Source organism: Hyphomicrobium sp. 2TAF46, assembly GCF_052114865.1.
Taxonomy (GTDB): Bacteria; Pseudomonadota; Alphaproteobacteria; order Rhizobiales; family Hyphomicrobiaceae; genus Hyphomicrobium_B.
Genome location: NZ_JBFRFO010000001.1, coordinates 714,875 through 734,825, shown reverse-complemented (window position 1 = coordinate 734,825; position 19,951 = coordinate 714,875). Strand labels below are relative to the sequence as shown.

General features: G+C 60.9%; 23 protein-coding genes and 1 pseudogene. 14 read left to right on the top strand and 10 right to left on the bottom strand.

What is annotated here, in order from left to right; all coding sequences use genetic code 11:
* Positions 1 to 14 precede the first annotated feature (14 nt).
* The 8 genes from AB4Z24_RS03415 to hrcA form a co-directional block, all read right to left on the bottom strand.
* The gene (locus AB4Z24_RS03415) at positions 15 to 302 is read right to left on the bottom strand and encodes a DUF1330 domain-containing protein (protein WP_441705996.1); all 288 of its coding nucleotides are present in this window, start codon (positions 300 to 302) and stop codon (positions 15 to 17) included.
* A 115-nt stretch (positions 303 to 417) separates the two neighbouring features.
* Positions 418 to 1,359 carry a L,D-transpeptidase family protein gene (locus AB4Z24_RS03410; protein WP_441705994.1) on the bottom strand — a complete coding sequence of 314 codons (942 nt, stop codon included), beginning with the start codon at positions 1,357 to 1,359 and terminating at the stop codon, positions 418 to 420.
* Between the two features lie 247 nt (positions 1,360 to 1,606).
* The gene (pyrF, locus tag AB4Z24_RS03405; RefSeq protein ID WP_441705992.1) at positions 1,607 to 2,308 is read right to left on the bottom strand and encodes an orotidine-5'-phosphate decarboxylase; all 702 of its coding nucleotides are present in this window, start codon (positions 2,306 to 2,308) and stop codon (positions 1,607 to 1,609) included.
* Between the two features lie 8 nt (positions 2,309 to 2,316).
* A complete protein-coding gene (locus AB4Z24_RS03400) occupies positions 2,317 to 2,916 on the bottom strand; it encodes an NADPH-dependent FMN reductase (RefSeq protein WP_441705990.1) in 600 nt (199 codons plus the stop codon).
* A gap of 228 nt (positions 2,917 to 3,144) precedes the next feature.
* A complete protein-coding gene (gene dnaJ, locus AB4Z24_RS03395) occupies positions 3,145 to 4,296 on the bottom strand; it encodes a molecular chaperone DnaJ (protein WP_441705988.1) in 1,152 nt (383 codons plus the stop codon).
* A 158-nt stretch (positions 4,297 to 4,454) separates the two neighbouring features.
* Positions 4,455 to 6,383, bottom strand: coding sequence for a molecular chaperone DnaK (dnaK, locus tag AB4Z24_RS03390; protein WP_441705986.1), 1,929 nt, complete (start codon positions 6,381 to 6,383; stop codon positions 4,455 to 4,457).
* Positions 6,384 to 6,737: 354 nt separating this feature from the next.
* Entirely contained in the window at positions 6,738 to 7,394 is a 657-nt protein-coding gene (gene grpE / locus AB4Z24_RS03385) for a nucleotide exchange factor GrpE (RefSeq protein ID WP_441705984.1), read from the bottom strand.
* A 126-nt stretch (positions 7,395 to 7,520) separates the two neighbouring features.
* Entirely contained in the window at positions 7,521 to 8,594 is a 1,074-nt protein-coding gene (gene hrcA, locus AB4Z24_RS03380) for a heat-inducible transcriptional repressor HrcA (RefSeq protein ID WP_441705982.1), read from the bottom strand.
* A 157-nt stretch (positions 8,595 to 8,751) separates the two neighbouring features.
* On the opposite strand from hrcA, the gene rph reads away from it, so the two are divergent.
* The 9 genes and pseudogenes from rph (at position 8,752) to AB4Z24_RS03335 (ending at position 14,728) form a co-directional block, all read left to right on the top strand.
* Positions 8,752 to 9,465: a ribonuclease PH gene (rph, locus tag AB4Z24_RS03375; protein ID WP_441705980.1), complete on the top strand. Its 714-nt coding sequence runs from the start codon at positions 8,752 to 8,754 to the stop codon at positions 9,463 to 9,465.
* Positions 9,466 to 9,491: 26 nt separating this feature from the next.
* Positions 9,492 to 9,917, top strand: a complete 426-nt coding sequence (locus AB4Z24_RS03370; protein ID WP_441705978.1) for a DUF1772 domain-containing protein — start codon at positions 9,492 to 9,494, stop codon at positions 9,915 to 9,917.
* A complete protein-coding gene (locus AB4Z24_RS03365) occupies positions 9,902 to 10,336 on the top strand; it encodes a VOC family protein (RefSeq protein WP_441705976.1) in 435 nt (144 codons plus the stop codon). Before AB4Z24_RS03370 ends, AB4Z24_RS03365 begins: the two co-directional genes overlap by 16 nt.
* Positions 10,336 to 10,950 (top strand): annotated as a pseudogene (rdgB, locus tag AB4Z24_RS03360) (RdgB/HAM1 family non-canonical purine NTP pyrophosphatase); the annotation flags it as partial. The gene AB4Z24_RS03365 and the pseudogene rdgB, both read left to right, overlap by 1 nt.
* Entirely contained in the window at positions 10,939 to 11,223 is a 285-nt protein-coding gene (locus tag AB4Z24_RS03355) for a DUF7660 family protein (protein ID WP_441706070.1), read from the top strand. The pseudogene rdgB and the gene AB4Z24_RS03355, both read left to right, overlap by 12 nt.
* A complete protein-coding gene (gene hemW, locus AB4Z24_RS03350; RefSeq protein WP_441705974.1) occupies positions 11,216 to 12,514 on the top strand; it encodes a radical SAM family heme chaperone HemW in 1,299 nt (432 codons plus the stop codon). The genes AB4Z24_RS03355 and hemW overlap by 8 nt, the downstream gene beginning before the upstream one ends.
* 9 nt (positions 12,515 to 12,523) lie before the next feature.
* Positions 12,524 to 13,105: a YqaA family protein gene (locus AB4Z24_RS03345; protein ID WP_441705972.1), complete on the top strand. Its 582-nt coding sequence runs from the start codon at positions 12,524 to 12,526 to the stop codon at positions 13,103 to 13,105.
* 14 nt (positions 13,106 to 13,119) lie between these two features.
* Positions 13,120 to 13,662, top strand: a complete 543-nt coding sequence (locus AB4Z24_RS03340) for a disulfide bond formation protein B (RefSeq protein ID WP_441705970.1) — start codon at positions 13,120 to 13,122, stop codon at positions 13,660 to 13,662.
* Positions 13,663 to 14,509: 847 nt separating this feature from the next.
* A complete protein-coding gene (locus tag AB4Z24_RS03335; protein WP_441705968.1) occupies positions 14,510 to 14,728 on the top strand; it encodes a hypothetical protein in 219 nt (72 codons plus the stop codon).
* A gap of 105 nt (positions 14,729 to 14,833) precedes the next feature.
* Here the strand turns inward: AB4Z24_RS03335 and AB4Z24_RS03330 are convergent, their stop codons facing one another.
* Together AB4Z24_RS03330 and AB4Z24_RS03325 are read right to left on the bottom strand one after the other, a co-directional pair.
* Positions 14,834 to 15,394 carry an HNH endonuclease gene (locus AB4Z24_RS03330; protein WP_441705966.1) on the bottom strand — a complete coding sequence of 187 codons (561 nt, stop codon included), beginning with the start codon at positions 15,392 to 15,394 and terminating at the stop codon, positions 14,834 to 14,836.
* 132 nt (positions 15,395 to 15,526) lie between these two features.
* Positions 15,527 to 16,234 carry a DNA-3-methyladenine glycosylase family protein gene (locus tag AB4Z24_RS03325; protein ID WP_441705965.1) on the bottom strand — a complete coding sequence of 236 codons (708 nt, stop codon included), beginning with the start codon at positions 16,232 to 16,234 and terminating at the stop codon, positions 15,527 to 15,529.
* A gap of 75 nt (positions 16,235 to 16,309) precedes the next feature.
* Between AB4Z24_RS03325 and AB4Z24_RS03320 the strand changes: the two genes are divergently transcribed.
* The 5 genes from AB4Z24_RS03320 (at position 16,310) to AB4Z24_RS03300 (ending at position 19,827) form a co-directional block, all read left to right on the top strand.
* Entirely contained in the window at positions 16,310 to 16,834 is a 525-nt protein-coding gene (locus AB4Z24_RS03320) for a hypothetical protein (RefSeq protein ID WP_441705963.1), read from the top strand.
* Positions 16,834 to 17,694 carry a tRNA glutamyl-Q(34) synthetase GluQRS gene (gene gluQRS / locus AB4Z24_RS03315; RefSeq protein ID WP_441705961.1) on the top strand — a complete coding sequence of 287 codons (861 nt, stop codon included), beginning with the start codon at positions 16,834 to 16,836 and terminating at the stop codon, positions 17,692 to 17,694. The genes AB4Z24_RS03320 and gluQRS overlap by 1 nt, the downstream gene beginning before the upstream one ends.
* A gap of 243 nt (positions 17,695 to 17,937) precedes the next feature.
* Complete coding sequence (locus AB4Z24_RS03310; RefSeq protein WP_441705959.1) at positions 17,938 to 18,339, top strand: hypothetical protein; 402 nt, start codon at positions 17,938 to 17,940, stop codon at positions 18,337 to 18,339.
* Positions 18,340 to 18,508: 169 nt separating this feature from the next.
* Positions 18,509 to 19,447 (top strand): 16S rRNA (cytidine(1402)-2'-O)-methyltransferase, encoded by a 939-nt coding sequence (gene rsmI, locus AB4Z24_RS03305; protein ID WP_441706068.1) that lies wholly within the window; start codon positions 18,509 to 18,511, stop codon positions 19,445 to 19,447.
* Positions 19,444 to 19,827, top strand: coding sequence for a YraN family protein (locus AB4Z24_RS03300; RefSeq protein ID WP_441705957.1), 384 nt, complete (start codon positions 19,444 to 19,446; stop codon positions 19,825 to 19,827). Before rsmI ends, AB4Z24_RS03300 begins: the two co-directional genes overlap by 4 nt.
* Positions 19,828 to 19,951 lie beyond the last annotated feature (124 nt).

The window sequence follows — 19,951 nt, the reverse complement described above, 5'->3', positions numbered from 1 at the left end:
ATGACGGTAGGTGGTCAAACGCCTTCGACGATCGTGATGTCGATTGATCCGGCGCCCTGGCGAAGTGCTTTGGCTTCGGCGTATTCCGGCGACGTCGCGTAACCCTTCGCGTGCTCGTAGCTCGGAAACTCGAGCACGACGTTGCGCGTCGTGCCGTTGCCTTCCATCACCTGGCTTTGCCCGCCGCGTACGATGGGTTTGCCCTCGTACTTGTCGAGTGCGATCTTCGACTTCGCCACGTACTCGGCCCACTTCTCGGGGTTCGTGACGGTGGCGTGGGCGATGACGTATCCCTTCGGCATTGCAATCTCTTTCTTTTGATCTCGGGTCTTTGACGCGAGCGTAATTGTCCGGTGAGGAGCCATAGCCGGACCGGCCCCGTCTCGGCAACCGGGGTGATGGGGCGGGGCTCGCCCGTCAGCGGTTCAAGATGGGCTGCACGGCGCCGAGGGACGCGTCGCCACTGTTCTGGTGCGGTTTGCTGCGGGGGATCGCGCTGGCGGGGTCGGAACCCCAGGCGAACATCGTGCCAGAGACGACCGAATTCCAGCCGGTGCCAGCTTCAGCCGATTTCAGTTTCGGGCCATTGGCCTGGAGCTTCGGATCGGCCTTAACGAGACGCTTGGCGGAGCGCGGCGAAAGGGGGGCGATGCGTTTGCCGATCAGCGTCGGGCAGGCGGCATTCGGATCGTTGCCGACGGGCGTCAACGAATTGACGACGTAACGCTTGCCGCACATTCCGATCTTCGGTGGTTCGCGGGTTCGCGTGAAGTCATCGTAGGCTTCTTTCAGCGGCTTCCAGGTGTCCCGCGCCGGGTTATCGGTGTGGCGCTTCATGTTCTCGGCCGACATACGGAAGGGAAAGACGTGGACCGGAACGTGGGTCTCGCCTGCGCTCAGCGCATCGCGAACAAATGCGTAGATTTCTTCGATGTATTTATCGGACATGGCGAAGCAGCCGACGCTGCGGCAGTCTCCATGCACCATGATGAAACCGCCGGTGCGGCCGAGCGCTCGGTCAAGCGCGTTCGGGTAGCCGATGTTGAAGGCGAGATGATATTTACTGTCGGGTTTCAGAGCATCCTGAGTGACACCGTAGAAGCCTTCTGGCGACATCAGATCGCCGGTCGTGCGTTTGGGTCCGAGCGTTCCGCCCCAATTGCAGATGGGGAACGTCTTGACCAGCGCGTAGCGGCCGTTCGGGCGCGCCTTCCAGACCTCGAGCTCCGACTCCTCCTTGAAGACACGGATATAGACCGGCGCCTCGGGCACGATCTCTTTCATGATGAGGGCGGCTTCGACGAGGGACGGGAGGGGCTTTTCGGCGGCGGCTTCGTCCGCCCGGGCGTGGCTCAGCATCAGGGCCGATCCGGCCACAACGACTATTGCCGCAAGCAGTTGGGCCCGCTTGGTCAAACACCACAACCAACGCATCACGCTCGTGAAACCCCGCCTGCTCTTACCCCTGGGCCGCCTCGGAGCTAATCCTCTGGACGGTTAAGGCTCGGTAAATACGAAGTGTGGGCTCGGCGTGGTGAGAGATGGGCGATGCTGTGGCAAGGCCATGATCGGCCACGGGAATCGGGCGGGACTTCGAGACGCCGGCTCAACCCTTGGCGATGTGTGCCAGGAATGTCTCGGCGGCGGCCTTGGGATCCGGAGCGGCGTTTATCGGCCGGCCGACGACGATGTGGTTGGCGCCGAAGCGCAGCGCGTCTTCCGGCGTAGTGATACGGGTTTGATCGCCGGTCTCGGCTCCCGGAAGACGAATACCGGGCGTCACGATCAGGAATTGCGGATCGGTTTCGGCGCGAACGGCGGCGGCCTCCTGACCCGACGCGATGACGCCGTCGAAGCCCGCGTTCTCCGCCATGCGGGCACGGCCAATGACAAGCCCGGACGGCGTTGCGGCGATGCCCTGCTCATCGAGGTCAGCCTGATCGAGGTTCGTCAGAACGGTGACGGCGAGCAGCTTCAAGTTTGTATCGCCGCGTCCGCGCAGGGCGGCTCTCAGCGTCTTCGTGTCGTGGCCGTGGACGGTGATGAAATCGACACCCAGTTTTGCGGCCGCCCGGACGGCATGCTCGACCGTGTTGCCGATGTCGAGAAACTTCAGATCGAGAAAGACGCGCTTGCCTTCTTGCTTCAGTTCCTGAGCCAGCGACAGGCCATCGGAAAACAGAAGCTCGAGCCCGATCTTGTAGAAGCTGACGGTCTCGCCGAGGCGATCGACCAGGGCGCGCGCCTGGTCGTACGACGGCAGGTCGAGAGCGACGATCAGTTTGTCTCGTGTGGCGCGATCGATCATGTTTCGGCTCAACCGTGGAGCACGCGGGCGGCGCGTGCGAGCTTCTGGATGACGGCCTTCAGCTGCTCGTTCTGATCCTTGTTGTGCAAGTGGCCATTTTCGTCGAAGGCGTCGCGCATGCGGGGCAGGGCGAACTGCTCGGGAAGCACCAGGGCCCCAGTTCCGAGTTCGAGAACGGCGCGCAGCTGCATCAGACCACGGAGGCCGCCGAGACCGCCTCCCGAAGCCGACGCCAGCGCAAAGACGCGCGTCTTGAAGACTTCGAGCGGCGCTTCGCCATCGTCGCGGATGTGGCTGATCCAGTCGATGGTGTTCTTGAGCAGCGGCGAGAACGAGGCGTTGTACTCGGGGCTGACGATGAAGATACCGGTATGGGCCCTCATCAAATTTTTCAGCTTGCGGGCATTGTCGGGTGGCCCCTCTTCCGCTTCGAGGTCGCCATGATAGATCGGCATCGGATAGTCGGCGAGGTCGACGAACGTCGAGGGAATGCTGTTGGCTTCGGCGATCATGGCGCCGAGTTTCGCCAAGCGCTTGTTGAACGAGTTCAGACGGGCACTGCCCGCGAAGAAAAGGAGGCGTGGATGGGGCGCGGAGGCGTCGGTCATCGGGTCTGAAAGTCCAGTCTTAGGCGTTCAAGTCCCTCACCTGCCCATCTCGCGAAGGCTCGACGGGCATCCTCTCCCGTTCCGGGAGAGGAGAAGTGGGTTCCTTCTCCCTAGGGGAGAAGGTGCCCCGAAGGGGCGGATGAGGGGCTAAGAGGCGTTTTGTGAAGCGGACCCTAGCGGCTTTTCGGCCGTTAGCAAGATTTAGAGGGTTGCCCGGGGGTACCGGCTTCAGCCGCTCTTGCCTTCGAAAAATTCCTTTACCCGCGAGAAGAAACCGGCGCTTTCCGGGCTCGTCTCTTTGTGGCTCGCGCGCTCAAACTCTTCCAGCAGCTCGCGCTGTTTGCGCGTCAGGTTCTTCGGCGTCTCGACCTCGACCTCGATGTACATGTCGCCGGAGACTTTGGCGCGGAGCACGGGCATGCCCTTGCCGCGCAAACGGAACTGCTTGCGGCTCTCGGTGCCTTCCGGGATCTTGACGCGCGTGGTCGTGCCTTCGAGCGTCGGCACATCGATCTGGCCGCCAAGGGCGGCGGTCGTCATGGATATCGGCACTTTGCAGAAAACGTCGGCGCCATCGCGCTGGAAGAACTCGTGCGGCTTGATGGACAGGAAGATGTAAAGGTCGCCCGGCGCGCCGCCTCGGAGGCCTGCTTCACCCTCGCCAGCTAGCCGGATACGGGTGCCGTCTTCGACGCCCGCCGGAATGTTCACCGACAGCGTGCGCTCTTTCTGGACGCGGCCGGAGCCCGAGCAGTCGGTGCACGGGTCGTCGATCATCTCGCCGCGGCCCTGGCAGTGGGGGCAGGTGCGTTCGATGGTGAAGAAGCCCTGGCTGGCGCGGACTTTACCGACGCCGCCGCAGGTCGTGCAGGTTTTCGCCTTCGTTCCGGGCTTGGCGCCCGAGCCCGAGCAGGTTTCGCACTTGACGCTCGCCGGCACGCGGATCTGCGCGGTCTTGCCGGCGTAGGCTTCGGCGAGCGTGATTTCGAGATTGTAGCGAAGATCGGCGCCCGCTTCGCGGCCGGTTCGTGAGCGTCCGCCACCCGGGCCTCGCCGTCCGCCCATGAATTCGCCGAACAGATCGTCGAAGATGTCCGACATCGAGGACGCGAAGTCGGGGCCAAAGCCCGGCCCGCCGCGCCCACCCATGCCGCCTTCGAACGCGGCGTGGCCGAACTGATCGTAAGCGGCGCGCTTTTGCGGATCTTTCAGAGCCTCGTAGGCCTCGTTAACCTCCTTGAACCGGCGCTCCGCCTCTTTGTCTCCCGCATTACGGTCGGGATGGCATTCCTTGGCGAGGGTTCGATAGGAGGATTTGATCTCAATATCGGTGGCGCTCCGCTTGACGCCGAGGATCTCATAATAATCGCGCTTAGCCATGATGCGCTGTTCTATGACCCGTTGGGTGAATGGTTGCTGGTCGGCGAATGGTCGCAACGATGACGAGCGTTTTATCTCAATTTTTCGCCCTCAGGCCAGCCCGGCGCTCCATTTTCTGGGGCGGCCAGGTGGTCCGAGGGCGATTTTGGGCCCGCCTCTTAGGCCGATCTCTTCTTGTCGTCCTTGACTTCCTCAAAATCGGCATCGACGACGTCGTCGCCGCTCTCCGACTTCTTCTCGGCCGACGGTTCTCCGCCGCCAACGCCTTCCGCACCGCCCTTCGCGGTGTAGACGGCTTCGCCGATCTTCATCGCGACCTGGGTGAGGTTGGTCGATGCCGTGCGGATCGCCTCGGCGTCTTCACCGCCAATCGCCGTCTTGGCGGCTGCGATTGCCGATTCGACGTCGCCCTTGATTGCGGCGACGGCCGGGATCGATGAATTCTCAGCCAAGGACTTCTCGGTGCCGTGGATGAGCGCTTCCGTCTGGTTGCGAAGTTCGACGAGCTCGCGGCGCTGCTTGTCTTCGGCAGCGTGCGCCTCGGCGTCCTTGACCATCTTGTCGATATCGGCATCGGACAGGCCGCCAGAGGCCTGGATGCGGATCGACTGTTCCTTGCCGGTCGCCTTGTCCTTCGCGGACACATGAACGATGCCGTTGGCGTCAATATCGAAGGTGACTTCGATCTGCGGCACGCCACGGGGTGCCGGCGGGATGCCGACAAGATCGAACTGACCGAGCAGCTTGTTGTCGGCCGCCATCTCGCGTTCGCCCTGGAACACGCGAATGGTCACAGCGCCCTGGCTGTCTTCGGCCGTCGAGAAGGTCTGGCTCTTCTTGGTCGGGATCGTCGTGTTGCGATCGATCAGACGGGTGAAGACGCCGCCCAAGGTTTCGATGCCGAGCGACAGCGGCGTGACGTCGAGCAACAGAACGTCCTTGACCTCGCCCTGCAGAACGCCGCCCTGGATCGCAGCGCCGATGGCCACGACTTCGTCCGGGTTAACGCCCTTATGGGGTTCCTTGCCGAAGAGCTGCTTCACGACTTCCTGGACCTTCGGCATACGCGTCATGCCGCCGACGAGAACGACTTCGTCGATCTCGGCCGCTTTGAGGCCAGCGTCCTTCAGCGCCTTTTCGCAAGGGGCCTTGGTGCGGTTGATGAGACCGTCGACGAGGCTTTCGAGCTTGGCGCGCGTCAGCTTGATCGTCAGATGCTTCGGACCCGAGGCGTCGGCCGTGATGAAGGGAAGATTGATTTCGGTCTGCGGGGCACTGGACAGCTCGATCTTGGCTTTTTCAGCGGCTTCCTTCAGGCGCTGAAGGGCGAGCTTGTCGGCGCGCAGGTCGATGCCCTGCTCCTTCTTGAACTCGTCGGCAAGGTAGGACACGAGCAGCATGTCGAAGTCTTCGCCGCCGAGGTGCGTGTCGCCGTTCGTCGACTTCACTTCGAAGACGCCGTCGCCGATTTCGAGAATGGAGACGTCGAAGGTGCCGCCGCCGAGGTCATAGACCGCGATCGTCTTGGCTTCCTTCTTCTTATCGAGGCCGTAGGCGAGCGCGGCTGCCGTCGGCTCGTTGATGATGCGGAGAACTTCAAGGCCCGCGATGCGGCCGGCGTCTTTGGTTGCCTGGCGCTGGGCGTCGTTGAAGTAGGCCGGAACGGTGATCACCGCCTGCGTGACCTTCTCGCCGAGCTTGGCTTCGGCGGTTTCCTTCATCTTCTGCAGGATGAAAGCGGAGATCTGCTGTGGCGAATATTGCTTGCCGTGGCTCTCGACCCAGGCGTCGCCGTTCGGACCCTTCACAATGTGAAAGGGAACGAGCTTCAGGTCCTTCTGGACTTCGGGGTCGTCGAAGCGGCGGCCGATAAGGCGCTTGATTGCGAAAAAGGTGTTCGTCGGGTTGGTCACTGCCTGGCGCTTGGCGGGCAGGCCGACGAGGCGTTCGTCATCGGCTGTAAATGCAACAATGGAAGGCGTGGTGTTTGCGCCTTCGGAGTTCTCAAGGACCTTCGGCTTGCCGCCTTCCATGACGGCGACGCACGAGTTGGTCGTGCCGAGGTCGATACCGATTACTTTAGCCATTCGTGTCAATCCTTCTCAGTTGCGGCAGACCGGGTGGACCCTGTTTGGCATCCGACGTGCGCCCCAACGAGAGGTTAGAGGCACCGGTCCCCAGGATTTCAATAGTGTAACCGAGGGTTATATAGGGGCCTGTTTTGGGGGTGCAACGCTTCTTCCACCCGCGACAGATCACTTTCTAGCCTCTTCGATTACACGGCAGCGGTCGGCACTCGTCTTGTAAAACTCATCTATTTTCAGGGCCTTCGACGGGTATCGAAAGCGATCGGCCAATACGAGCCCCCCTCTTATGCGAAGCTCGTATTTTAAAATTCCTAAGGTTTGTCTCCAAACCGGAGGAAGCAAAACTTCCACTGTTTACGCATCGGACGCATCGGATGGCGGGGTTGCCTCTCGGCCTTCCGGCGCGGCTGCATCTCCGTTTTTTCCCGCTTTCGGGCCGCCGCGCGACACGACCGCCATGGCGGGACGCAGGCAGCGATCATCGAGCAGATAGCCGACCTGATACACCTGCAGCACCGTGCCGGAGGGTACGCTCGTATCTTCCTTCTCCATCACCGCCTGATGGTGGTGGGGGTTGAAGGGCTGGCCGGTCGGATCGATGGCGCGAACGCCATAGCGTTCGAGGACGGACTTATAGTCGCGTTCGGCAAGAACGACACCGTCGAGCAAGGTCTTCAGCGCCGGATCGGTCTCGACGGCGTCTTTGGGAACTGCGGCTATAACGCGCTGGAAATTGTCACCGACGGACAGGATGTCTTTCGCGAACTTCGCGATCGCGTACTTGGCCGTCTCTTCCTTTTCCTTTTCGAGGCGACGCCGGACGTTTTCGGTCTCGGCGACGGCGCGCAGGTATTGGTCCTGCTTGCCAGACAGATCTTCCAATCTCTTATCGAGATCGTTCTGAAGGGCGCCGATCATGGCCTTGAGCTGTTCGACGCCGACGTCATTCGGCGAGGCTGCCGAGGTGGGCGCTTGAACCTGTTCGTCGACCGGCTTCTGTTCGTCGCTCATTTTTCTCTTCGCTGAAATTGCTAATGGTGAATGCCGAAGGTCCCGCGATATCGGCCGCGGCAGGGGAAAAATCAAGGCGGTTCAAAAAGCACAACGCCCGGTGGCGCGACTAGCTGCCCTGAAATCTCAGCCGATGAGGCGGCTTACGAGCTTCGCCGTATAATCCACCATCGGAATAATACGTGCATAGTTGAGCCGCGTCGGGCCGATTACGCCAAGGACGCCGACGACATGGCGCGTTTGGTCCCGAAACGGCGCGACGATCAGAGATGAGCCCGAAAGGGAGAACAATTTGTTCTCCGAGCCGATAAAAATGCGCACGCCTTCGGCCGTTTCGGATGCGCCGAGCAGCTCCACAATGTCCTGCTTCGATTCGAATGCGTCGAAGAGCTGGCGGATGCGCTCGAGATCTTCGGCTGCCGTAACATCCTTCAGAAGATTGCTCTGGCCGCGCACGATGAGGCTCTTGCGGTCATCGGAGACGCCTGACCATTCGGCGAGGCCCGCCTTGATGACTTTCTGGGTCAGCTGATCGAGCTCGGCCTTGGCCGCGCTCAACGACTTTTCGATTTCGGCCTTGGCTTCCGCTAGCGTCATGCCGCGGAGATGGGTGTTGAGGTAATTCGACGCTTCCTGCAGCGCCGAGGGCGGCAGGCCTTCCGGCAAATTGATGATGCGGTTTTCGACGTTCTGATCCTCGTCGACGAGGATCACCAGTCCGCGCCCCGGTTCCAAAGGTACGAATTCGATGTGCCGCAGCCGCGCGACCTGCTTTTCGGCAAGCACGACGCCCGCACAGTGGGAGAGACCTGAGATGAGTTCGCCGGCTTCGGTCAAAAGCTGATCGACGGATTTGTCGCGGCGGTAGGCGATCTGCGTCTCGATCTGGCGGCGCTCGTCCATCGATACGTCGCCGACTTCGAGCAGGCCGTCGACGAAGAGCCGCAGACCGAGCTGCGTCGGCAGGCGTCCGGCGGATGTGTGGGGGGAGATGATGAGGCCGAGCTGCTCCAAATCGGACATGACGTTGCGGATCGAGGCCGGCGACAGGGCGATCGGCAGGGCGCGGGACAGGTTGCGCGAGCCGACCGGCTCGCCCGTCGCAAGGTAACTTTCGACGATTCTTCGAAGAATTGTCCGTGAACGCTCGTCCAGCTTCTGGAGCTGGGTTTTGCCGCTGAGCAGCGTCGCACTCGCCATAGGGTCCTCAATTCTCACGCTTTTCGAATCTATGAACCGCGGGGCCCGGCGTCAAATGCCTCGCGGGCCAAGAGGTAAAGTTAGCCCTGTTTCCGGTTGCTGGACCCCGGGGCCTTCTTTAGGGTCGCGGCCGCAACGTTAACAATTCAGGGAAAACATGCGACCTTCTAAACGCAAGCCGGACGAGCTGCGCCGGGTGTCGATCGAGCGCGCCGTTTCAAAACACGCCGAGGGCTCTTGCCTCATCAAGTTCGGCGACACCCACGTTCTATGCACGGCCAGCTTGGAAGAGCGTCTGCCGCAGTGGCTCAAGGGCCAAGGCCGCGGCTGGGTTACCGCCGAATATGCGATGTTGCCGCGGTCGACGCACGAGCGCACGCGGCGCGAGGTGACAAGCGGCCATCCTTCGGGCCGAACACAGGAAATTCAGCGGCTTGTCGGCCGCGCGCTTAGAGCCGTCGTCGATCTCAACAAGCTTGGCGAACGCCAGATCACGGTCGACTGCGACGTCATCCAGGCCGATGGCGGGACGCGCACGGCATCGATCACGGGCGCCTGGGTTGCTCTTCACGATTGCATCCAATGGATGAAGATGCGTGACATGGTGAAGGAGAACGTCTTGCGTGACCACGTGGCGGCGGTTTCCTGCGGGCTTTACAAGGGCGAGCCGGTGCTCGACCTCGACTACGCCGAAGACAGCAACGCGGATGCCGATTCCAATTTCGTGATGACCGGCACGGGCGGCATCGTCGAAATCCAGGGAACGGCCGAGACGACGCCCTTCAGCGAGGAGCGTTTCACCGAACTCATGCATCTCGCGAAGAAGGGCATCGGGGAATTGGTGCAGCTGCAGAAGCTGACGGTCGCCTAGCGTCCGTTACAATAAGGTGGCAGGGCATGTTTGGAGAGTTCGCCCTTGTCGTCGCCGCGCTCTTCACGGGCGCGGCCATCTACATCAACTGGGCGGAGCAGCCGGCCCGGCTCGGCCTTGATGATCATGCTATGCTTGAGGAATGGAAGCCGAGCTACGCGCGCGGTTTCCAGATGCAGGCCTCCCTCGCGGTCATCGGGTTCATCCTCGGCACGCTCGAGGCGATGGTCACCGGAAGATGGATCTGGTTTGCGGGCGCGTTGGCTCTCATTGCGAACTGGCCGTTTACGCTTTTTGTAATCATGCCGGTCAACAAAGAGCTTGAAGCAACCCCGCTTGAGCACGCCGGGCCGAAAACGCGGGCGCTCGTCGAGCGATGGGGGATGCTGCACGGCGTTCGAAGCGCGCTCGGAGCGCTCAGCCTTGGATTATACCTATGGGCGTCGATCTGAATTCTCGTCCTCAACCTCTCAGAATCCTTGAAACGGTTCTTTACGCCCCCGACCTTGCGCGGATCGAGGATTTCTACCGCCGTGCCCTCGGGCTGGAGCCGTTCGCGACCGATCCGGGCCGCCACATATTCTATCGCTTCGGAGACCAGATGCTGCTGATTTTCAATCCTGACGTGACGCAATTTTCTGCCGCGGAGAATTCGATGAGGGTGCCGCCTCATGGGGCGGAGGGTGAAGGGCACATCTGCTTCGGCGCGTCCGGCGAAGACATCGCACTCTGGCGGACGAAGCTCGAAAGCCTCGGCGTGACGATCGAGGCAGACTTCGAATGGCCGCGCGGCGGACGTTCCATCTACTTCCGCGACCCCGCAGGCAACTGCCTCGAGATCGCCGAGCCGCGTATCTGGGGTGTGGCGTGATGCGGCTTTCGAAAGGAACACGCATCGTCGTCGCCAGTCACAATCCGGGCAAGGTCTGGGAAATCAATCAGCTCATTCAGCCGTACGGTCTCGATGCCGTATCGGCGGGTGAGCTTGGCCTCGCGGAGCCGGACGAAACCGAGACGACGTTCGAAGGCAATGCGCGGCTCAAGGCCCTTGCCGCGGCCGAAGGGTCGGGGCTGCCCGCGCTTGCTGACGATTCAGGTCTCGAGGTCGATTGTCTCGAAGGTCAACCGGGCATCTATTCGGCGCGCTGGGCCGGTCCCGGGAAAGACTTCGGCTTGGCGATGAAGAAGGTTGCGGACGAGATTGCGCGCCGGGATGGCTGGAGCGGGAATGGCGACGGTCCGGGAGCCAATTTCATTTCGGTCCTCTGTCTTGCGTGGCCCAATGGCGAGGTCAGGACGTTCGAGGGCAAGGTGTTCGGCAACCTCGTCTGGCCGCCGCGTGGCGGCAACGGCTTCGGCTATGATCCGATATTCGTGCCCAAGGGCGATACGCGGACGTTCGGCGAGATGGAGCCGGAAGAGAAGTACGCCATTTCGCACCGGACGCGCGCCTTCGCAGCGTTCAAAGCGGCGATGCTGGACGAAATATCGCCTGGTGCGGCGAACGTGGAACCCGATAAGCGGGACATCGCCGCATTTTCGGCGGCTGCCGCCAGTCTTTCGACACGCGTCGAGGCGGCGGCCTTTATCGAGCGTTTGAAGGACGATCTTGCTGCGCATCAGCAGGAATGGAAGAACGCGACGCTTGAGGCCTATCTCGACGCTTTGGCGCGCGCGCTCAGCGCGATGCCGGCGAGCGAGGAACCTGCGTGGCGGCAGTTGTCCAAGGCCATGTTGGCCGCGAGCAGTCATGACTGATGTGGGTCAGACATTCGGCGTTTATGTCCACTGGCCGTTCTGCGCGCAGAAATGCCCGTATTGCGACTTCAACAGCCATGTGCGTTTCAAGGGCTGGGACGAGGCGCGGTTTCTCGCGGCGTATAAGCGCGAGATCGATTGGGTCGCCGAGCAGACGGGCAAGCGCACGGTCACGAGCATCTTCTTCGGCGGGGGAACCCCGTCGCTGATGCAAGCCGACACCGTGGCGGCGATCATCGAGCACATCGAGAAGCGCTGGGGGATCGGGCGGGAGGCCGAGATCACGCTCGAAGCCAACCCCGGAAGCGTCGAAGCGGGACGTTTTCGCGGCTTTCGCGATGCGGGCGTCAATCGCGTGTCGATCGGCGTGCAGTCGCTTCGGGATCACGAGCTTCGCAAACTCGGCCGAATTCACAGTGTCGATGAAGCGAAGGCCGCTCTCGCCATCGCGCGCGGCACGTTCGAACGGTTTTCGTTCGACCTCATCTATGCGCGGCCCGGGCAGACCGTCGAAGGTTGGCGTGCGGAGCTTGCCGAAGCGCTCGATCTCGCGGGCGATCATCTCTCGCTCTATCAGCTGACGATCGAGCCCGATACGCCCTATGCCGCGCTGCATGCGCAAGGCAAGCTCGTCATTCCGGATGATCACGACGCGAGCGTGCTTTATGAGGTCACGGAAGAGTTGACGGGCAAGCGTGGCCTCGCGGCATACGAAGTTTCAAACTACGCGCGGCCGGGCTCGGAAAGCCGGCACAATCTTCTCTATTGGCGCTATGGGGAATACGCGGGCGTTGGACCTGGTGCGCATGGCCGCATCCGGATCGGCAATAGCCGTACCGCGACGGTCGCCGAGCGCAATCCGGAAGGCTGGGCCGCCCATGTCGAGGAGGCCGGTCACGGCTTCACGGAAATGACGAAGCTTGCCCGCGCCGAGCAGGCCGACGAAATGCTTCTGATGGGCTTGCGTCTCAGCGAGGGCATCGATCTCGATCGGCTCGCCGAGCTTGGCGGCGCCCGGCCTTCGGCTGGTGCCATCGCGGAACTCGAAAGCCTCGGATTGCTGCAGTCCGCGTGTCAATCGTCAGCCTCGACGGGAGACTGGCGGAAAAATGAACTGAACGACATCGTGCACTGCGCTGGGCCGGGATTGGCGCCTGAGAAAAATGTGCTCGGTCCGAATAGAATTCGCGTGACGCCCGCGGGGCGCCTCGTGCTTAACGCGGTCGTCGCAAAGCTTTCAAAAAGCTTTCAGCCAGCGGAACGCATGGACAACCTCCGTACCGCCGTATAATCAGCGCAGATGCTTCGGGGAATATACGATTGGACGATGCGAACGGCGGCCAGTGAAAGGGCCCCGCAGGCGCTTGCCGCGGTTTCGTTCGCGGAGAGCTCGTTCTTCCCCATTCCTCCCGACATCATGCTGATACCGATGGTGCTGAGCCAGCCGCGGAAGGCGTGGTGGTATGCAACCATCGCGACGATCTCGTCTGTCCTCGGAGGATTGCTCGGCTACGCAATCGGATATTACCTCTACGATGCCGTCGGCGCGCCCATTCTGAAATTCTATGGACGCGAACATGCGCTCGATGGCTTCGAGACCTTCGTTCAGCAGTACGGGGTCGCCGCCGTCATCATCAAAGGCATGACGCCAATCCCCTATAAGGTCGTGACCATCGCGGCGGGCGTCGGCAAGATGGATGTTCTGGCGTTCATCGGCGCCAGCATCGTGGCGCGCGCGATGCGCTTCTATCTGGTCGCCGGTCTCTTATATTTCTTCGGCGAGCCTATTCGGTCTTTCATCGAAGGCCGGCTCGCGCTCGTCACCACGGCGTTTGTCGTTTTGCTCGTCGGCGGGTTCGTGGCGGTACGGTACATTTTCTAGCTCGGGTCCCGATAATGAAATTTGGCGAGGGCGTTCAGCGCGGGACGGATTACCAGCTCGGGGCACTGGCGCTGTTCCTGTCGGTCCTGACGATCGCGACTGCGCTCGGGTTTCAATACATCGGCGGCTACGTGCCGTGCATGCTCTGTCTTTGGGAACGGTATGCCTACTATGCGGCGATCCCGTTGCTGTTCATCGCCCTGGTGCTGACGTCCGGCGGTCAGCGCGGCCCTGCTGCGGCAATCTTTTTCATCGTCGGGCTGGCGTTTCTGGCGAACACGGTACTCGGCATCTATCACGCCGGGGCTGAGTGGAAGTTCTGGCCGGGTCCGGCGACGTGCGGCGGCGGTCAAGCGCTGACGACGACGGCCGGCAATCTCTTGAATGACCTTCAGAACATCCACGTCATCAAGTGCGATGAGGCGGCGATGCGCTTCCTCGGCATTTCATTTGCCGGGTGGAATGCGGTGGCGTCGTTTTTCCTGATGATGATCGCTTTCGCCGCTGCTTTGGCTGGACGCGAGCAGAGGCCGGAGACCGCAGCTCAAAATTTCTGAGCTTGTCCACAATTGTCGTTTCGCGAAAAAACGTTGATTTTGTTGCTTGATCGATACTGTCAAGCGCTGCCGACTTCGAATTTCATCTCAGAGACAGAATAGCGCCTTCCCGTTGCCCGAATGTGACGGCTATTCTTGCTTCGTTCGCGGGACACGAGCGTTATCGGAATGTGTGGAAATCGTTCAAGCGTAGGGAGCCTTCCCAGTGGCGTATGCGTTGCGTTCTTCGAGTGCAGAGCTCGGAGCAGATACCACCGGTTCGACGGATGCCGTTTCCGCCCCGTCTTTGAGTAAGAGTGGCGTTGTTGCGTTTCGTAAGCGTTCGTTGCGTAGCGTTGAGTCCGAGTGCGGCCAGACCCCGAAAGAGGTTCTGTCCGGTGCGTTCACAAATCTCAGGCGAGCCGCCTCGACAAATTTGTCGACGCGTATGTCCCGGCGGTTCGCCCGCACTCTCCACGACGATCGGGAAGCCGATTCGTGGGGCGGTGTGAAGTCAGAAGATTGGGCTTGGCGTCCGATTGGAGATGTTGCGCTGACCGTTGTGCGGAGCGCCGCTCTTTCAGCCGCCGTCGCGAAGTTGCGATAGCCCCAGTAGCGTTGACCGTTGCGTTCGCGTGCGTGTCGAATTGTAAGGCGTTGGACAAAAGGATTTCGGAAAGCAGCCGGCTTTCCAACGAGCTGGCAGACGCACGGAGCGTGATCGAGTTAGCCCTCCATCGAGACATCATGTGACAAGGTCTCGCGTAGTGATGTCAAGGCGCTCTGTGTGTCTGCCGCCATCGTCTGGAACAGCCAAGCTTCGGGAATCGTTCCACGAAGAATCATTTAATTTGCGGAGTTCGCCCAGATGACCCAGTCGGTTCCAGATTATCTCAGCCCCATTCAGTGGCATCAAGCCGTGGCTGTCAGCCGCGAGCAATGCGCGCGAATTTTCCGGGATGGAGGAACGCCGGCCGATGCCCTGCTCGCGTTCGGGCTCAACGCCGAAGCGGGCGCGAATTGGGAGCGCGTCGTCGATATCGTTGCCGCAGAGATTTGCGCGCATCCAATCAAGCGCGCCGCTTGAGGCACTGGAGCGTTTCCGCTTTTCTTTGAACGCGAAAACGCTCTCGCCTTTTGTTTTGACGCAATTCCGGACGCAAAACCGTTGCACACTTTTGCTGGAATTGCTCTACGGTTCGAGTTCGGTATCCCAGTAGAGATAGTCGAGCCAGCTTTCGTGCAGATAGTTTGGCGGGAATAGCCGGCCGTTGCGGTGCAGCTCGAATACGGTCGGCCGATAGGGTTCGTGGGCAGGGAACATGCCCGCGGCCCTCGGCATCAAGCCACCCTTCCTCAAATTGCAAGGCGCGCAGGCGGTGACGACGTTGTCCCATCGCGTCTGTCCGCCGCGCGAGCGCGGGATCAGGTGATCGAACGTCAGATCGTTCTTGTCGCCGCAATACTGGCAGCTGAAGCGGTCGCGCAGGAAGACGTTGAACCTCGTGAATGCCGGGTAGAGCGCGGGCTTCACATATGTCTTCAGCGATACGACGCTCGGCAGCTTCAGCTCGAATGACGGGCTTCGGACATAGCGCTCGTATTCGGAGACGATGTTCACGCGGTCGAGAAAGACCGCCTTCACCGTATCCTGCCAGCTCCAGAGCGACAGAGGATAGTAGCTGAGCGGACGGAAGTCGGCGTTCAGCACGAGAGCCGGACAATTATCCGGTATTGTCACGTGAGCATTCACAGTCGCGCAAACCTCGCGGTTTTGATCCGCCGAATCGCGTTTTGGCCCCCACTTGAACGCCGGGATACTAGCCGCGCATATCAATTCTGTGAAGCATTGGAACCGATGTGTCGCGGAGGCGGGTTTCCATCTCTATTTCAACGTCTTGTACGTTTTTGTGACGATCGGCTTGGCGGCTTTCCCCTGGAGAGCACGACGCCGGAAGGCGTAATCGGCCCAGAGGAGGCGGGCGGCGACGGCGCGCGCAGGTCGCCAGCGTTCAGCGATTTCTTCCAGCTCGTCCGCGGTCGGCCGGCGCTCGAGCTTGAAGTGATGCTGAACCGCGAGCTGAAGGGCGAGATCGCCGGGGGCGAAGGCATCGCGGCGTGCGAGCGCGAAGAGAATATAGATATCGGCCGTCCAGGGGCCGATTCCGTGAATGGCGGTGAGCTGCTCGACGATCATAGGCTCGGCTGAAATATTCAGCGTTTGGAAGTTCAGTTCTTCCTTGAGCACGGCGTGCGACAGCGCTTTGAGCGTTCGGATTTTGCCGTTCGAAAGACCGAGGTCTTTCAGCGCGACGTCACTTTTCGCCAGCATCGATTCGGGCGTCACCGGCAGCAATGCCGCTTCGACGCGCGACCAGATTGCCGCCGCACTTTGAGCCGAGAGCTGCTGGCCGACGACGATTTTCGCAAGTCCTGAAAAGTCGGGAGGGAAGTTCCGCATCGGGGGTGCGCCCGTGCGTTTGAATATCAGCGACATGACTTTGCACTGTTCGCTGAGCTTTGCGGCTGCAGCTTTGAGCTGGCGCTCGGTCGTCACGGTCGGATATCGTTGCTCGGGCAAACTCTTGCTCAAACTTTTGCTCCGGGGCGAAGGTACAAAGAGCGAATATTATTCTGTTGTCTCGCGCGTGGTGGGAGAGCGTGGAAAATGACAAGGATAGCCGGAATTCCAATCGCTGCAATTTTTTGTGCATGCACGCTTTCACAAGCTGATGCGCGCTCGTGGCAGGATAGCTGGGCGACTGTCATCAATGAGCGCCACGGTTTTGCCATTGCGTACCCCGACAACATTTTCACGCAGAAGAGTGCGCAGCCGAAGACGGACGAAGGCGGTGTCTATCTGTCTAAGGACGGCAAGGCAAAATTGCTCGTCGGCGCGTTCGAAAATGCCGATCATCAGTCTTTAGAGGACTATCGCAAATTTTTGATCTCCGACCAGTATGCGACCGCGAAGATCGACTACGCGCCGATAAAGGCGCGCTGGTTCGTGCTATCGGGCGATCGCGACGGAGAGACATTCTATCAACGCGTCAGCTTTACGTGCGGCGGTAAACTCATAAATAGTTGGGCCATGCTTTATCCGACCAGTGAACGAAAGACCTATGACCGCGTCGTCGAGGCGATCGCGCGGACGTATACGCCAGGCGCGGGCCGAACGGGTGCTTGCGACTGATGACCTCTGTCACGCGTTTTGCGCCATCCCCCAACGGGCTCTTGCACGTTGGCCACGCGCTCTCAGCCATCATCGCTCATGATGTTGCCCGCAAGAATGGCGGCCGCTTTCTGTTGCGCATCGAGGATATCGATGTCGCGCGGCGGCGTCCGGAATACGTGTCGGCGATTTTCGAAGATCTGAATTGGCTCGGGCTTTCATGGGAAGAGCCGGTGCTTGTCCAATCCGAGCATTTTTCGGAGTATCTGGCGGCGGCCGACCGGCTCATTCAAATGGGACTTCTCTATCCCTGCTTTGCGTCGCGCAGCGAAATTGCGGCGGCAGCCGATCCGGAAAAAACAGATCCGGATGGGACGCCGATCTATCCCGGACTTTGGCGTGGCGCATCAGCGGAGAATGTCGGTCAGCGCATGGCCGCCGGGGAATCGCCGGCGCTGCGTCTCAACATGGACGGCGCGCTGCAGGCGCTCAAGGCGAAGCGCGGAGACAAGCCGCTGACGTTCGTCGAGGTTGCCGAAGACGGCCGTCAAGAAACGCGAACGGCGGAGCCGCACCGTTGGGGCGATGCCATCATCGTGCGAAAAGAAGTGCCTGCGAGTTATCATCTTTCCGTCGTCGTCGATGATGCACGCCAAGGCGTGACGCACGTGACGCGCGGTCAGGATCTTTTGCCGGCGACCGATCTGCAGCGTCTCCTGCAGGAGCTCCTGGATTTGCCCGAGCCCGTCTATTCGCATCACCGGCTCATCAAGTGGTCGAACGGCCTGAAGCTCTCGAAGTCAAACCAGGACATGGGGCTCAGGGCGTTGCGCGCCGAAGGGGCGACGGCGGACGATATTCGCCGCGTGATATTCAGTTAAATATTCTGATGACGCCGGGTCTAGGGTTTTTGCCCGGCGGAATTGGCGGATAGGGAATAGGGCGCTCAAGGCGGCCTATTCAACTTTCACCCAATCTCGAGGCGCCCAATTGAACTGGCATTTCGCCATTTATTCTCCCAGGCATAAAAATAAATACATATTTAATGAGACTAATTCTTGTAACTTTCCCCAAATCAGACCAACTTTAATTATTCTCTAATCAATTGTCTGGATTCTGTGTCTATGGCAGATACATCGAAAATTCCGGTCGCCAGCGCCTTTGATGGCATTTACGCTGCTATTTCTCGTGCTTCGGCCTCGGTTTTCGATTTTCTTCGCTCGCAGATGACCAGTTCTTCCGCAAAAGAGATGCCTCGACAGAGCGAGCCCCGGCGGCTTTCGCTTGCGGAGCAATGGAGCCAGATTTCCGGCATCGTCATGGGCGCGGCCTCGCGGGCCGAGGAAGCCACGCGTTGCCATGCTTCGGCAACTTTGCAGCTCGACTTGGCGCAATACGCGTTGACGTCGCTGGTCGATGAGCTGTCGGCGGTTATGGACGTCGGCGGCCGTCGCCGCAGAGCGACCGTCCACGTTCTCGGCGTCGCGCCGCGCCGGCCGACGATGGGCGACGCGATCGCCGCTTAAGGCTTCAGCTTCATTCGTCCGGCACAAATGCTCCGGCTGCTTCTTAAGGCTCGCTAGCCGAAGCGCGCGTTATAATTTCATTCGCTTACGGCCGAGCTTTTGACGGTCGCTGCATATTGGTATTGATAGATCTCCGGTCAGGCCCTGAAATTGGCCGGGAAATAGGACGATCTTTGTGCCCGACGATCCGCAGTCCTCACCGTCTGAAATTGCCACCGTTCCCGCGTCGCGTCCTGGCGCCCGGGCGCAGGAGGCTATAGCCCGGCTTTTGTCCGAACCGTTGGAAGCGGGGCTCTATCTCGTCTCGACGCCGATTGGCAATCTCGGCGATATCACGCTCAGGGCGCTCGGGGTGTTGGCGCGCGCCGACATCATTTATTGCGAGGATACGCGGCATTCCGCGAAGCTTCTGCAGCATTATTCGATAACGGCCCGTACGCGGCCGTTTCACGAGCATAACGAAGATCGCGAAATCGAACGGGCGATTGAGGATCTCGAGGCGGGCAAGCGCATTGCCATCATTTCGGATGCCGGGACACCTCTGCTATCGGACCCCGGATTCAAGCTCGTTCGCGCGGCGGCGGCGGCTGGCGTTCCAGTTGTTCCCGTTCCCGGCGCTTCGGCGCTTTTGGCGGCTTTGACGGCAAGTGGTTTGCCGACGGATGCCTTCTTCTTCGCGGGGTTTTTGCCGCCGAAGCGGGCGTCGCGGCGGGCGCGGTTGGCAGAGCTGTCGCCAATCCCCGGCAGCCTCGTGTTTTATGAAGCGCCTCACCGGGTGGCGGAAACGCTCAACGATATGGCCGGGCTGCTCGGCGAGCGGCAGGCGGTGGTTGCGCGTGAGTTGACGAAATTGCACGAGGAGATTGCGCGGGGAAGCCTCGCGGAGCTTGCCGAGACGGCAGCGGAGGATATGAAGGGTGAGGTCGTGATCGTCGTCGGCGCTCTTCAGGCGCAGACCATCAGCGACGAGACGCTCGGCACTCGTCTCGCCGCTGCGCTCGAAGTCATGAGCCTCAAGGACGCGGCGCGCGCTCTCGCGGACGAGTTCGGAGTTCCCAAGGCACGGGTTTATGGGCTCGGCATCAAGTCGAAGGGCGAACAGGGATGAGTTCGAATGTCAACGACGAATTCCGGCAGAGGTGGGAGCGGCGCCGGCGGCATCACAGCGGGCTCAGGGCGGAGACGTTCGTTGCGGCCGTCTATCTGGCGACGGGGCATCGCATCCTCGGCCGTCGCTTCAAGACGCCCGTGGGGGAAATCGACCTTATTGCGATCCGGAAAAACAGGGTGGCGTTCATCGAGGTCAAGCGGCGCCCAACCACGGAAGACGCGGAGGATGCGATTACGCTGACGATGCGCCGGAGGGTCAGGCGGGCGGCCGATCTCTGGCTGGCACGCAATCCGCAGTATCAGACGTACGACATTGGTTTCGATCTGGTTTTCGTCGTGCCCTGGCGCTTCCCGATCATCATGAGAGACGCGCTATAAAAAAGAGCCCGCCGAAGCGGGCTCAAAGGTGTCGGGACGTAAGGCTAGGGATAGAAACTTGCAAAGCGAGCCGCTTTCGCAGGCGTCATGACACCCTTCCTATCCGGTCCAGGCTGAACGCAGT

Excerpts from the sequence above, each read along its gene's own strand:
- grpE (WP_441705984.1), bottom strand. The coding sequence starts at position 7,394 with ATGAGCGACGAACAGAAGCCGGTCGACGAACAGGTTCAAGCGCCCACC.
- AB4Z24_RS03415 (WP_441705996.1), bottom strand. The coding sequence starts at position 302 with ATGCCGAAGGGATACGTCATCGCCCACGCCACCGTCACGAACCCCGAG.
- AB4Z24_RS03310 (WP_441705959.1), top strand. The coding sequence starts at position 17,938 with ATGGCAGATACATCGAAAATTCCGGTCGCCAGCGCCTTTGATGGCATT.
- AB4Z24_RS03300 (WP_441705957.1), top strand. The coding sequence starts at position 19,444 with ATGAGTTCGAATGTCAACGACGAATTCCGGCAGAGGTGGGAGCGGCGC.
- hrcA (WP_441705982.1), bottom strand. The coding sequence starts at position 8,594 with ATGGCGAGTGCGACGCTGCTCAGCGGCAAAACCCAGCTCCAGAAGCTG.
- AB4Z24_RS03370 (WP_441705978.1), top strand. The coding sequence starts at position 9,492 with ATGTTTGGAGAGTTCGCCCTTGTCGTCGCCGCGCTCTTCACGGGCGCG.
- pyrF (WP_441705992.1), bottom strand. The coding sequence starts at position 2,308 with ATGATCGATCGCGCCACACGAGACAAACTGATCGTCGCTCTCGACCTG.
- dnaK (WP_441705986.1), bottom strand. The coding sequence starts at position 6,383 with ATGGCTAAAGTAATCGGTATCGACCTCGGCACGACCAACTCGTGCGTC.
- AB4Z24_RS03355 (WP_441706070.1), top strand. The coding sequence starts at position 10,939 with ATGCTGGACGAAATATCGCCTGGTGCGGCGAACGTGGAACCCGATAAG.
- AB4Z24_RS03365 (WP_441705976.1), top strand. The coding sequence starts at position 9,902 with ATGGGCGTCGATCTGAATTCTCGTCCTCAACCTCTCAGAATCCTTGAA.
- AB4Z24_RS03400 (WP_441705990.1), bottom strand. The coding sequence starts at position 2,916 with ATGACCGACGCCTCCGCGCCCCATCCACGCCTCCTTTTCTTCGCGGGC.
- AB4Z24_RS03410 (WP_441705994.1), bottom strand. The coding sequence starts at position 1,359 with ATGCTGAGCCACGCCCGGGCGGACGAAGCCGCCGCCGAAAAGCCCCTC.
- AB4Z24_RS03320 (WP_441705963.1), top strand. The coding sequence starts at position 16,310 with ATGACAAGGATAGCCGGAATTCCAATCGCTGCAATTTTTTGTGCATGC.
- rph (WP_441705980.1), top strand. The coding sequence starts at position 8,752 with ATGCGACCTTCTAAACGCAAGCCGGACGAGCTGCGCCGGGTGTCGATC.
- AB4Z24_RS03340 (WP_441705970.1), top strand. The coding sequence starts at position 13,120 with ATGAAATTTGGCGAGGGCGTTCAGCGCGGGACGGATTACCAGCTCGGG.
- AB4Z24_RS03345 (WP_441705972.1), top strand. The coding sequence starts at position 12,524 with ATGCTTCGGGGAATATACGATTGGACGATGCGAACGGCGGCCAGTGAA.
- hemW (WP_441705974.1), top strand. The coding sequence starts at position 11,216 with ATGACTGATGTGGGTCAGACATTCGGCGTTTATGTCCACTGGCCGTTC.
- AB4Z24_RS03335 (WP_441705968.1), top strand. The coding sequence starts at position 14,510 with ATGACCCAGTCGGTTCCAGATTATCTCAGCCCCATTCAGTGGCATCAA.
- dnaJ (WP_441705988.1), bottom strand. The coding sequence starts at position 4,296 with ATGGCTAAGCGCGATTATTATGAGATCCTCGGCGTCAAGCGGAGCGCC.
- gluQRS (WP_441705961.1), top strand. The coding sequence starts at position 16,834 with ATGACCTCTGTCACGCGTTTTGCGCCATCCCCCAACGGGCTCTTGCAC.